Annotated in this window: 10 protein-coding genes and 2 pseudogenes; 1 reads left to right on the forward strand and 11 read right to left on the reverse strand. The window is 72.6% G+C overall.

Going from position 1 to position 12,269, the window contains the following annotated elements; all coding sequences use genetic code 11:
- The 11 genes and pseudogenes from WML84_RS08060 to pyrR all read right to left on the reverse strand — a co-directional run.
- Window positions 1-355 (reverse strand): annotated as a pseudogene (locus WML84_RS08060) (primosomal protein N'); the annotation flags it as partial.
- A gap of 10 nt (window positions 356-365) precedes the next feature.
- Window positions 366-1,559 carry a methionine adenosyltransferase gene (gene metK, locus WML84_RS08065; protein ID WP_347345631.1) on the reverse strand — a complete coding sequence of 398 codons (1,194 nt, stop codon included), beginning with the start codon at window positions 1,557-1,559 and terminating at the stop codon, window positions 366-368.
- 79 nt (window positions 1,560-1,638) lie between these two features.
- A complete protein-coding gene (gene rpoZ / locus WML84_RS08070; RefSeq protein ID WP_347345632.1) occupies window positions 1,639-1,893 on the reverse strand; it encodes a DNA-directed RNA polymerase subunit omega in 255 nt (84 codons plus the stop codon).
- 109 nt (window positions 1,894-2,002) lie between these two features.
- Window positions 2,003-2,899 carry a guanylate kinase gene (gene gmk, locus WML84_RS08075; RefSeq protein WP_347345633.1) on the reverse strand — a complete coding sequence of 299 codons (897 nt, stop codon included), beginning with the start codon at window positions 2,897-2,899 and terminating at the stop codon, window positions 2,003-2,005.
- Window positions 2,892-3,755, reverse strand: a complete 864-nt coding sequence (pyrF, locus tag WML84_RS08080; protein ID WP_347345634.1) for an orotidine-5'-phosphate decarboxylase — start codon at window positions 3,753-3,755, stop codon at window positions 2,892-2,894. The genes gmk and pyrF overlap by 8 nt, the downstream gene beginning before the upstream one ends.
- Entirely contained in the window at window positions 3,752-7,039 is a 3,288-nt protein-coding gene (carB, locus tag WML84_RS08085; protein ID WP_347345635.1) for a carbamoyl-phosphate synthase large subunit, read from the reverse strand. The genes pyrF and carB overlap by 4 nt, the downstream gene beginning before the upstream one ends.
- Entirely contained in the window at window positions 7,026-8,177 is a 1,152-nt protein-coding gene (carA, locus tag WML84_RS08090) for a glutamine-hydrolyzing carbamoyl-phosphate synthase small subunit (RefSeq protein ID WP_347345636.1), read from the reverse strand. Before carA ends, carB begins: the two co-directional genes overlap by 14 nt.
- Window positions 8,174-8,680, reverse strand: coding sequence for a hypothetical protein (locus WML84_RS08095; protein WP_347345637.1), 507 nt, complete (start codon window positions 8,678-8,680; stop codon window positions 8,174-8,176). Before WML84_RS08095 ends, carA begins: the two co-directional genes overlap by 4 nt.
- Window positions 8,677-9,987, reverse strand: a complete 1,311-nt coding sequence (locus tag WML84_RS08100) for a dihydroorotase (protein WP_347345638.1) — start codon at window positions 9,985-9,987, stop codon at window positions 8,677-8,679. The genes WML84_RS08095 and WML84_RS08100 overlap by 4 nt, the downstream gene beginning before the upstream one ends.
- Window positions 9,984-10,949, reverse strand: coding sequence for an aspartate carbamoyltransferase catalytic subunit (locus tag WML84_RS08105; RefSeq protein WP_347345639.1), 966 nt, complete (start codon window positions 10,947-10,949; stop codon window positions 9,984-9,986). Before WML84_RS08105 ends, WML84_RS08100 begins: the two co-directional genes overlap by 4 nt.
- Window positions 10,946-11,479 (reverse strand): annotated as a pseudogene (gene pyrR, locus WML84_RS08110) (bifunctional pyr operon transcriptional regulator/uracil phosphoribosyltransferase PyrR); the annotation flags it as partial. The gene WML84_RS08105 and the pseudogene pyrR, both read right to left, overlap by 4 nt.
- Before the next feature lie 102 nt (window positions 11,480-11,581).
- Here pyrR and WML84_RS08115 point away from each other — a divergent pair.
- A partial coding sequence (locus tag WML84_RS08115) for a TMEM175 family protein (protein WP_347345640.1) occupies window positions 11,582-12,269 on the forward strand: 688 nt, incomplete at its 3' end.

Here is a 12,269-nt window from a genome sequence, read left to right on the forward strand (position 1 = left end):
CGAGCCACGCCTTCTCGGCGCGCACCATGCGGCGCGGGATCGCGAGCCGCAGGACGTCGCTCGCCGGGCCGGCGGCGCGGTCCGCGGCGCGGCGGGCGAGGTCGTACAGCGACGCGGGCAGCAGCGGCACCGGCGAGACGACGGACTCGAGCGCCGACAGCGGGCGATCCCCCGGCTCGGCGTCGCCGCGCTCGACGAGCCAGCCCTCGACCATGCGGCCGGCGCTGCGCAGCGGCACCGTCACGCGCACGCCGGGGCGGGCGACGGCATCCAGCTCGTCCGGGATCGCGTAGTCGAAGAGGCGATCGAGCTGCGGCAGCGGCGAGTCGATGAGGACGCGCGCGACGTTCGGCACCGGTGCCCCGTCAGAGTCCGGCGGCGGCCCGCAGCTCCTCGACGCGGTCGGTGCGCTCCCACGTGAAGTCGGGGAGCTCGCGGCCGAAGTGGCCGTACGCGGCCGTCTGCGCGTAGATGGGGCGGAGGAGGTCGAGCTGGTCGATGATCGCCTTCGGGCGCAGGTCGAACACGTCGTGGATCGCCGCCGTGATGACCTCGTCGGCGACGTGCCCGGTGCCGAACGTCTCGACGTACAGCCCGACCGGCTTCGCCTTGCCGATCGCGTAGGCGACCTGCACCTCGAGCCGGTCGGCGAGGCCCGCGGCGACGGCGTTCTTGGCCACCCAGCGCATCGCGTACGCGGCGGAGCGGTCGACCTTCGACGGGTCCTTGCCGCTGAACGCGCCGCCGCCGTGGCGGGACGCGCCCCCGTAGGTGTCGATGATGATCTTGCGGCCGGTGAGCCCGGCGTCTCCCTTGGGGCCGCCGATCACGAACGGCCCGGCCGGGTTGATGTAGTAGTGCACGTCGGGAAGCTCGAGGCCGGTGCGCTCGAGGATCGGATCGATGACCTCGGCGCGCACCGCGGCGCGCAGCGCCTTCTGCGAGATGTCGGGGTGGTGCTGCGTCGACAGCACGACCGACTCGACGGTCTTGGGCACGACGCCGTCGTAGCCGAGCGTCACCTGGGTCTTGCCGTCGGGCCGCAGGAACGGCAGGCTGCCGTCTCGGCGCACCTCGGCCAGGCGCTCGGCGATGCGGTGCGCCGTCCAGATCGCCATCGGCATGAGCTGCGGCGTCTCGGTCGTGGCGTAGCCGAACATGATGCCCTGGTCGCCCGCGCCCTGGAGGTCGTGCGGATCCTCGGAGCCGTCCTCGCGCCGCTCGAACGCCTTGTCGACGCCGGCGGCGATGTCGGAGGACTGCGCGCCGATCGACACGCTCACGCCGCACGAGTCCCCGTCGAAGCCGGTGTCGCTCGACGTGTAGCCGATGCGCGACACGACGTCGCGGACGATCGCCGGGATCTCGACGTAGGCGCTCGTGGAGACCTCGCCGGCGACGTGGACGAGGCCGGTCGTGACCAGCGTCTCGACCGCGACACGGCCGTGCGGATCGTCGGTGAGGATCGCGTCGAGGATGCTGTCGGAGATCTGGTCGCAGATCTTGTCGGGGTGGCCCTCGGTGACGGACTCGGAGGTGAACAGCCGCAGCTCGGTCAATGGATGCTCCTGGAGGTCGATCCGGTCAGTATGCCCGCGAGGTCCGACATCCGCGGCGCGGCGACGAGCGGCCCGTGTCCTACTCGGCCTGGCGCAGGCGCAGCTTGTCCTCGTGGATCTCGTGGAGCGCGATCGTGAGCGGCTTGTCCTCGATGGTCGAGTCGACGAGCGGGCCGACGTTGTCGAAGAGGTTGCCCTCGTGCAGGTCGGAGTAGTAGTCGTTGATCTGACGCGCGCGCTTGGCGGCGTAGATGACCAGCTGGTACTTCGAGTCGACCTTCTCCAGCAGCGCGTCGATGGGCGGGTCGATGATCCCCTGGTTGCGAGCAGCCATGTGGGCCTCCTGGTTCTGGGAAAGTCTGGACACGCGGCGACGCCGCGGCATCCGACCATTCTACAGCGCGTCGCGGACGGCGACGGCGGCGGGTCGGATGCCGCTCGCGTCAGGGTGCGAGCGCGGCCACCTCGGCGGCGGCGCGCGCCACGTCGTCGTTGACGACGCGGTAGTCGAACTCGCCCTGTGCGGCGAGCTCCACGCGGGCCGTGCGCAGGCGCCGGGCACGCTCCTCGTCGCCCTCGGTGCCGCGGCCGACGAGACGGTTCACGAGCTCGTCCCAGCTGGGCGGCAGCAGGAACACGAGCGCCGCCGACGGGGCGGCGGCCCGCACCTGGCGGGCGCCCTGCAGGTCGATCTCGAGCAGCACGGTGCGGCCCTCGGCGAGCGCCGCCTCGATGGGCTGCCGCGGCGTGCCGTAACGGTACGCGTTGTGCACGGTGGCGTGCTCGAGGAGCGCGCCGGTCGCCACGAGCCGGTCGAACTCGGCGTCGTCGACGAAGAAGTAGTGCTCGCCGTCGGCCTCGCCGGGGCGCGGCGGCCGAGTGGTCGCCGACACCGACAGCAGGATCTCGGGGTGGTGCGCCTTGATCCGCTCGGCGACGGTGCCCTTGCCCACCGCGGTGGGGCCGGCGAGCACCAGCAGGCGGCTGCGGTCGGCGCGCGGCGCCGGCTCGGGCCAGCGCTCGTCGAGGAAGCCCTGCAGCGCGACGCGCTGACGCGCGCCGAGGCCGCCGAGCCGCTTGACCGGCGAGATGCCCAGCCCGGCGAGGATGCGGTCGCGCTTGCCCTCGCCGATCGCGGGGATCGCGGTGAGGAACTCGGTCACGCGCATGGCGCCCGCCGGCGACGACGGGTCGCCCAGGGCGCGGCGGAGCAGATCCTGCGGGGTGATCACGCGCATCGCGACGTCGCGCTTGAGGGACGCGCGCTCCCGACGTGCGGCGACGGCGCGACGGGATGCTGCGACGCGGTCGACCTCGGGGGGTGTCCGCGAATCAGGCATGAGTGCTCGCTTTCAGCTCTCGGTTGTGGGCGTCGATGGCGGCCTCCAGGCCCTCCGGGCCGGCGCGCAGGATGCTGCGGCTCGCGCTGGCGAGCACGTGCGGGGCCGACCCTCCGAAGATACCCGCCAGATCCGACAGCGCCGCTCCCTGCGCGCCGAAGCCGGGCGCGAGGATCGGCGCGGGCGGCGTCAGCGCGTCGGGCAGCCCGGTCGCGGAGCGGTCGACCGTCGCGCCGATCACGAAGCCGACCGACGCCCACTCGCCGGGCGCGGTGCGCGCGCGGCTGTACGCCGACGCCTCGCGGACGACGTCGTGGGCGACCGTCTGCGGGCCCCCGTGGGCCTCGTCGCGGGCGACGACGGCGCGCTGCAGGTCGAGGGCCTCCGGGTTGCTCGTGGCGGCGAGGACGAACACGCCCTTGCCGTGGCGCTCGGCGAGGTCGAACGTCGGCACGAGCGCACCGACGCCGAGGTAGGGGCTCACGGTCACCGCATCGGCCTCGAGGGGCGCGCCCGGGCTCAGCCACGCGGCGGCATAGCCGTCCATGGTCGTGCCGATGTCGCCGCGCTTGGCGTCGGCGATGGCGATCAGCCCCGCCGCGCGCGCGGCGGCCAGCACGTCCTCGAGGGCCGCGAAGCCGGCCGAGCCGAAGCGCTCGAAGAACGCGACCTGGGGCTTGACGACCGCGACACGCCCGGCCGCGGCGTCCACGACGCGCAGCCCGAACTCACGCGTGCCGGCGGCCGTGGCATCCAGCCCCCACTCGCGCAGCAGCCCCTCGTGCGGGTCGATGCCGACGCACAGCGCACCGCGATCGGCCACCGCGAGGCGGAGCCGCTCGCCGAACCCGGTCACAGGCGCGCCTCCCGCTCGTCGGCGTACTCCTGCAGGCTCTTCACCTCGAAGCCCTCGCCGAGGACCCCCAGCGCCGACACGGCCGCGCCGAGCACCGCCATCGTCGTGAACAGCGCCTTGTCGCCGGCCACGGCCGCGGCGCGGATCTCGTAGCCGTCGGCGCGCGCGAGGCCGCCCGAGGGCGTGTTGACGATGATGTCGACCTCGCCGGCGTTGATGAGGTCGACGATGTTCTGCTCGCCGGTCGCCTGCGTCGCCGAGTACTTGCCCACGACCTCGACGCGGATGCCGTTGCGCGCGAGGATCTCGGCGGTGCCCTCGGTGGCGGTGAGGCGGAAGCCGAGCTCCTGCAGGCGGTGCGCGGGGAGGATGACGGCGCGCTTGTCGTCGTCGGCCACCGACAGGAACACGGTCCCCTCGGTGGGGAGCCCCCCGTAGGCGGCGGCCTGGCTCTTCGCGAACGCGGTCGGGAAGTCGCGGTCGATGCCCATGACCTCGCCGGTCGAGCGCATCTCGGGCCCGAGGATCGAGTCGACGGTGGCGCCGTCGGCGGTGCGGAACCGCTTGAAGGGCAGCACGGCCTCCTTGACGGCGACCGGGGCGTCCAGCGGCACGCGCGAGCCGTCCTGCGCCGGCAGCATGCCCTCGGCCTTCAGCTCCGCGATCGTGGCGCCCGCCATGATGCGCGACGCGGCCTTGGCGAGCGGGATGCCGAGGGCCTTCGACACGAACGGCACGGTGCGGCTCGCGCGCGGGTTCGCCTCGATCACGTACAGCACGCCGGCCGAGACGGCGAACTGCACGTTCAGCAGGCCCCGCACGCCCACGCCCTCGGCGATCGCGAGGGTCGCGGCGCGCACACGGTCGATCTCGGTGCGTCCGAGCGACACCGGCGGCAGCGTGCACGACGAGTCGCCGGAGTGGATGCCGGCCTCCTCGAGGTGCTCCATCACGCCGCCGATGTACAGCTCGGCGCCGTCGTAGAGGGCGTCGACGTCGATCTCCACGGCGTCGTCGAGGAACCGGTCGACCAGCAGCGGCATGCCGGGCCCGATGATGGCCTGGTCGGCGATGCGCGCGAAGTAGTCGCGCAGGCTCGCGGTGTCGTACACGATCTCCATGCCGCGGCCGCCGAGCACGAAGCTCGGGCGCACGAGCACCGGGTAGCCGATCTCCTCGGCGATCGTCACGGCGCCGTCCTCGTCGATCGCGGTGCCGTGGCGCGGCGCGACCAGGTCGGCGTCGGCGAGGAGCCGCGAGAACAGCGCGCGCTCCTCGGCGATGTCGATCGCCGCGGGCTTGGTGCCGAGGATCGTGTAGCCGGCCTCCTCGATGCCCTTGGCGAGCCCGAGCGGGGTCTGGCCGCCCAGCTGGCACACGACGCCCAGGATCGTGCCCGAGCGCGACTCGGCGTGCAGCACCTCGAGCACGTCCTCGAGCGTGAGCGGCTCGAAGTACAGCCGGTCGCTCGTGTCGTAGTCGGTCGACACGGTCTCGGGGTTGCAGTTGACCATGACGGTCTCGAAGCCGGCGTCCGACAGCGCGAACGACGCGTGCACGCACGAGTAGTCGAACTCGACGCCCTGGCCGATGCGGTTCGGGCCGGAGCCGATGATGACGACCTTCGTGCGCTCCGACGGCGTGACCTCGGTCTCGCTGTCGTAGCTGGAGTAGTGGTACGGCGTGAGCGCCGGGAACTCCCCCGCGCACGTGTCGACGGTCTTGTAGACGGGGCGGATGCCGAGGGCGTGGCGGACGCCGCGCACCTCCGCCTCGCTGTCGCCGCGCAGCTGCGCGACCTGCGCGTCGCTGAAGCCGTGCTCCTTCGCGATGCGGAGGGTGTCGGCATCCAGTTCGGCAGCCGCTGCGACGAACTCGGCGACCTCGTTGATCAGGACGATCTGGTCGACGAACCACGGGTCGATCTTGGTGGCCTCGAAGACCTGCTCGATCGTGGCGCCCTTGCGGAGGGCCTGCTGCACGACCACGATGCGGCCGTCGGTGGGCGTCTTCGCGATCTCGAGCAGGTCGTCGAGCGAACGCGGCTCGTCGCCCCAGTGGAAGCTCGATCCGCGCTTCTCGAGCGACCGCAGCGCCTTCTGCAGCGCGGTCGCGTAGTTGCGGCCGATCGCCATGGCCTCGCCGACCGACTTCATGGTGGTGGTCAGCGTCGGGTCGGCGGCGGGGAACTTCTCGAAGTTGAACCGCGGCACCTTCACGACGACGTAGTCGAGCGTGGGCTCGAAGCTCGCCGGCGTCACCTTGGTGATGTCGTTGGGGATCTCGTCGAGCCGGTAGCCGATCGCGAGCTTGGCGGCGATCTTGGCGATCGGGAAGCCGGTCGCCTTCGAGGCGAGCGCCGACGACCGCGACACGCGCGGGTTCATCTCGATGACGATGATGCGCCCGGTGGCCGGGTCCACGGCGAACTGGATGTTGCAGCCGCCGGTGTCGACGCCGACGGCGCGGATGATGTCGATGCCGATGTCGCGCAGCCGCTGGTACTCGCGGTCGGTGAGCGTGAGCGCCGGCGCGACCGTGATGGAGTCGCCGGTGTGCACGCCGACCGGGTCGACGTTCTCGATCGAGCACACCACGACCGTGTTGTCGGCCGTGTCGCGCATGAGCTCGAGCTCGTACTCCTTCCACCCGAGGATCGACTCCTCCAGGAGCACCTCGCCCGTGGGCGAGTCGTGCAGGCCCGCGCCGCCGATGCGGCGGAGGTCCTCCTCGTCGTACGCGAAGCCCGAGCCGAGGCCGCCCATCGTGAAGCTGGGGCGCACCACGAGCGGGTAGCCGAGCTGCTCGGCCCCGGTGAGGAGGTCGTCCATCGAGTGGCAGATGACGGATGCCGCGACGTCGGCGCCCGCGTCGATCACGAGCTGCTTGAAGATCTGGCGGTCCTCGCCCTTGCGGATGGCGTCGACCTTCGCGCCGATGAGCTCGACGTCGTAGGTCACGAGGATGCCGCGGTCGTGCAGGGCCATCGCGGCGTTGAGGGCGGTCTGCCCGCCGAGGGTGGGCAGGATCGCGTCGGGCTTCTCCTTCGCGATGATCGTCTCGATCACCTCGGGGGTGATCGGCTCGACGTAGGTCGCGTCGGCGAAGTCGGGGTCGGTCATGATCGTGGCCGGGTTCGAGTTCACGAGGATGACGCGCACGCCCTCCTCGCGGAGCACGCGGCACGCCTGGGTGCCCGAGTAGTCGAACTCGCAGGCCTGGCCGATCACGATCGGGCCCGACCCGATCACGAGCACGGAGCGGATGTCGTCACGCTTGGGCACGGTTCTCCTTCACCATCGCGGCAAACCGGTCGAAGAGGTAGTTGGCGTCGTGGGGGCCGGCGGCCGCCTCGGGGTGGTACTGCACCGAGAACGCCGGGATGTCGAGGGCGCGCAGGCCCTCGACCACCTGGTCGTTGAGACCGACGTGCGAGACCTCGACGCGGCCGTAGCCGTGCGGCGAGTCGAACTCGCCCTGGATCGGCGCGTCGACCGCGAACCCGTGGTTCTGCGCGGTGATCTCGACGCGCCCGGTGGCCTTGTCGAGCACCGGCTGGTTGATGCCGCGATGGCCGAACGGCAGCTTGTAGGTGCCCAGGCCCAGCGCGCGGCCGAGCAGCTGGTTGCCGAAGCAGATGCCGAAGAAGGGCAGCCGGTCGTCGAGGACGGCGCGCAGGAGCTCCACGTGGTCGCCGGAGGCGGCCGGGTCGCCGGGGCCGTTGGAGTAGAACACCGCGACCGGGTCGATCGCGCGGACGTCGTCGATCGTGGCGCTCTGCGGCAGCACGTGCACGTCGAAGCCGCGCGCGGCCAGGTTGTCGATCGTCGCGCGCTTGACGCCGAGGTCCAGCACGGCGAGGCTCCCGAGGCGCTCGACGCCGGCGGCCGCGGGCGTGACCTCGACGGTGGCGACGGAGACCTCGGCGGAGAGGTTGCGGCCGGCCATGGCGGGCGCCTCGCGCACGAGGCGCAGCTGCTCCTCGGGGTCGAGCGCCGCGGCATCCCCGCTGAAGACGCCGCCGCGCATGCTGCCTGCCGACCGGATGTGGCGGGTGACCGCGCGCGTGTCGATGCCGCTGACGCCGACGATGCCGTCTCGGACGAGGGCGTCGTCGAGCGACTCGTCGGCGCGCCAGTTCGACACGACGCGGGAGGGGTCACGCACGATGTAGCCGGCGACCCAGATGCGGCGCGACTCGGGGTCCTCGTCGTTCATGCCGGTGTTGCCGATGTGCGGCGCCGTCTGCAGCACGATCTGGCCGGCGTACGACGGGTCGGTGAGGGTCTCCTGGTAGCCGGTCATGCCGGTCGCGAACACGACCTCGCCGAGGGTCGTGCCGCGGGCGCCGTAGGCGCGCCCGAGGTGGCGGGTGCCGTCCTCGAGGACGAGGACCGCGGGATCGCGGGTGAACGAGGTCACGCGTCGTCTCCAGTCGTGGGGGTCAGGGTGGTGCGGATCGCCTCGGCGAGGGCGCGGGCGGACGCGCTCTGCGGGCGGAGGTAGGTGTCGACGACGGTGGTCTCGTCGGCGCGCCAGGAGAGGCGCGTGAGGCCGTCCCGCTCGACGACGCGGTCGATCGCGACGGTCGCCTGATCGACGCCGGCGATGCGGTCGGATGCCAGGAACAGGCGCGGCCGTCCGGTGAGATCGAGCGCGACCCCGGCGTCGGTGACGGTGACGTCGGCGCGCGAGCGCAGGGTCATGCCCCGGATCGCGAGGCGCTCCAGGGGCTCGTCGTGACGCGTGGTCGCGACGTAGAGCGTCTCGAACTCGGCGACGTCGGCGGCTCCGGCCGGGATCTCGCCGATCGGCGCCGACAGCGCGCGGTCGCGGCGCACGCGCCGCGCCCAGCCCCACGCGACCAGGCCCAGGAGCGCGGCCGCGACGGCGACCATCACCAGGACCGCGGCCTCACGGGTCACGCGCGCTCCCCCGGGGCGTCGAGGACGACGCCGTCGAAGACCGTCGGCGTGCCGCGGTACAGCGTGAAGCGCACCTGGCCGGGGAGCTCCCGGCCGAGGTACGGCGAGTTGCCGCTCCGGCCGTGCAGGTCGCCCGCGGTGAACGGGCGCACGGGCTCGGCGTCGTAGAGCGTCAGCGAGGCCGGCGCGCCCGCCTCGAGCGGCGTGCCGGCGCTCTCGAGCCTGCCGATGCGCGCGGGCGTCGTCGACATCACGCGCGCGACGTCGTCCCAGGTGAGCAGGCCCGTGTCGACCACGGCCTGCTGCACGACGCGCAGCGCCGATTCCAGGCCCACCATGCCGTTGGCGGCGGCGGGCCACTCGCACGACTTGGCCTCGTCGGGGTGCGGCGCGTGGTCGGTGGCGACGATGTCGATCGTGCCGTCGGCGAGCCCGGCACGCACCGCGTGCACGTCCTCGTCGCGGCGCAGCGGCGGGTTGACCTTGTAGCGCGGGTCGTAGCCGCGCACGAGCTCCTCGGTGAGCAGCAGGTGGTGCGGGGTGACCTCGGCGGTGACCGCGATGCCGCGCTTCTTCGCCCAGCGGACGATGTCGACCGAGCCGGCCGTGGACAGGTGGCACACGTGCAGGCGCGAGCCGACGTGCTCGGCGAGCAGCACGTCGCGGGCGATGATCGACTCCTCGGCGACCGCCGGCCAGCCGGCCAGGCCCAGCTCGGCCGAGACGGTGCCCTCGTTCATCTGGGCGCCCTCGGTCAGGCGCGGGTCCTGCGCGTGCTGGGCGATGACGCCGTCGAACGCCTTCACGTACTCGAGCGCGCGGCGCATGATGAGCGGGTCGGCCACGCACGAGCCGTCGTCGCTGAACACCCGCACGCGGGCGCGGGAGGACGCCATGGCGCCGAGCTCGGCGAGCCGCTCGCCCTTCTGCCCGACGGTGACCGCCCCGATCGGCTGCACCTGGGCGAACCCGGCGTCCTCGCCGAGGGCGAGCACCTGCTCGACGACGCCGGCGGTGTCGGCGACGGGTGACGTGTTCGGCATCGCGAACACGGTCGTGAACCCGCCGGCGGCGGCGGCGCGCGAGCCGGTGAGCACGGTCTCGAACACCTCGAAGCCCGGCTCGCGCAGGTGCGTGTGCAGGTCGACGAGCCCGGGCAGGGCGATGAGGCCGTCGGCGTCGATCACCGTCGCACCGGCGCGCGCGAGGCCGGTGCCGACCTCGTCGATCACGCCGTCCGCGACCACGAGGTCGGCGGTGTCGCCGCTCTGCAGCCGTGCGCCCCGGATGAGGAAGGTCTCGGTCACCGTGTCTCTCCTTCAGAGTTCGTCGTCGCGCCCGCCAGCAGCAGGTACAGCACCGCCATGCGCACCGACACGCCGTTCGCGACCTGCTCCAGCACGGTCGAGCGCGGCGAGTCGGCGGCGACGGCGGAGATCTCGAGGCCGCGGTTCATCGGGCCCGGGTGCATCACGATGCTATCCCCGCGCAGCGCCGCGAGGCGCTCGGCGTCGAGGCCCCAGCGGCGCGAGTACTCGCGCGCGGTCGGGAAGTACGCGGCGTGCATGCGCTCGGCCTGGATGCGGAGCATCATGACGGCGTCGGGACCGGCGGCGATCGCCTCGTCGAGGTCGTAGCCGATCGTCACGGGCCACGCCGACACGTCCTGCGGCACGAGGGTGGGCGGCGCGACGAGCGTCACGTGCGCCCCCAGCGTCGTGAGCAGCCACACGTTGGAGCGGGCCACGCGCGAATGCAGCACGTCGCCGACGATCGTGACCTCGAAGCCGCTGAGGTCGCGGCCGCGGCTGTCGTCGCCGAAGCGGCGCTTGCGCATCGTGAACGCGTCGAGGAGCGCCTGCGTGGGGTGCTCGTGCGTGCCGTCGCCGGCGTTGACGACGCCGGCGGTGATCCATCCGCTCGTGGCGAGCGTCTGCGGCGCTCCAGAGGCGCCGTGGCGGATCACCACGGCATCCGCGCCCATGGCCTGGAGGGTCTGGGCGGTGTCCTGCAGCGACTCGCCCTTCGACACCGACGAGCCCTTCGCGGCGAAGTTGATGACGTCGGCGGAGAGGCGCTTGGCGGCGGCCTCGAACGAGATGCGGGTGCGCGTGGAGTCCTCGAAGAAGAGGTTGACGACGGTCTTGCCGCGCAGCGTCGGGAGCTTCTTGACCTCGCGGCGCTGCGTGTCGGCCATGTCCTCGGCGACGTCGAGGATCCGGAGGGCGTCCTCGCGGCTCAGGGTCTTCGTGTCGAGCAGGTTCCTCATGACTCGATCGTCACCTCTTCGATGCCGTCGACCTCGGCCAGGCGCACGTTCACGCGCTCGTCGCGGGCGCTGGGGAGGTTCTTCCCGACGAAGTCGGGGCGGATGGGGAGCTCGCGGTGGCCGCGGTCGACGAGGGTCGCCAGGCGCACCACGGCGGGGCGCCCGATGTCCTGCAGCGCGTCGAGCGCGGCGCGGATGGAGCGGCCCGAGAAGAGGACGTCGTCGACGAGGATCACGGTCTTGCCGTCGACGCCGCCGGCCGGGATGTCGGTGGGGTGCGGCGCGCGCGTGGGATTGCGGTGCAGGTCGTCGCGGTACATCGTGACGTCGAGCGCCCCCGCCGGCACCGGGTTTCCGCCGAACTCGGTGAGCAGCGACGCGATGCGGCGCGCGAGGGCGACGCCACGGGTCGGGATGCCGAGGACCACGAGCTCGTCGGCCCCTCGGTTCGACTCCAGGATCTCGTGGGAGATCCGAGTCAGTGCACGGGCGATGTCGGCTTCGTGCAGCACGGTGCGCGTGCTCATCCGCCGCTCCCTTCTCCGCCTCGCCGGACGGTGTTAAAGGTTGCTGTCTCCGTCGACCAGCCTACCGGCTTTCGGGCCGGCCTCCGCGTCTGCCATCCTGTGGGAATGGCGAGTGCCGACAGCGAACGGCGCGTCGAGTCGCTCGGGATCTGGAGCGTCGCGCGACGAGGCGAGAGCGAGTTCGACCGCGGAGTGTCGTTCTTCGACGCGATCTACGGCTTCGCCGCGACGCTGCTGGTCTCGAACCTCGATCCGCTGGAGCCGCAGGCCTGGGCGAGCCTGCAGGGCCTCGCCGACGCGGGCGCCGTGCAGCAGGTGACCGGGTTCGTGCTGAGCTTCATCGTGATCGCGGTGTTCTGGCGGATCAACGTCAAGCTCGTCCGGCGCCTGAAGGCGATGGACGGCCCGACGGTGGCCGCGAACATGCTCGCGGCGTGCCTGGTCGTGCTCCTGCCGTTCACGACGCAGGGCATCAGCGATCCGCAGACGGCCGACCTGCCCCTCCCCACCGCGCTGTACGCGGTCAACGTCGCCGCCGTCGCGATGGCCCAGACGCTCATGGCGCAGATCGCGCGGTCGCGCGGGCTCGAGCGGCATCCCGTGCCGTCCGCGGTCCACCGCATCCTGCTCGCGGACGCGCTCGTGACGCCGCTCTACTTCCTCGCGACGGTGCCGGTCGCCCTGCTCGCCGGCGCCGAGACGGCGCGCCTGTCGTGGCTGGGGCTCCTGGTCGTGGCGCCGCTGGTCGGACGGTTCGCGCTGCGCCGCGCGGAGCAGCGCCTCGACGCCGCCG

Source organism: Microbacterium sp., assembly GCF_039812165.1.
GTDB lineage: Bacteria > Actinomycetota > Actinomycetes > Actinomycetales > Microbacteriaceae > Microbacterium.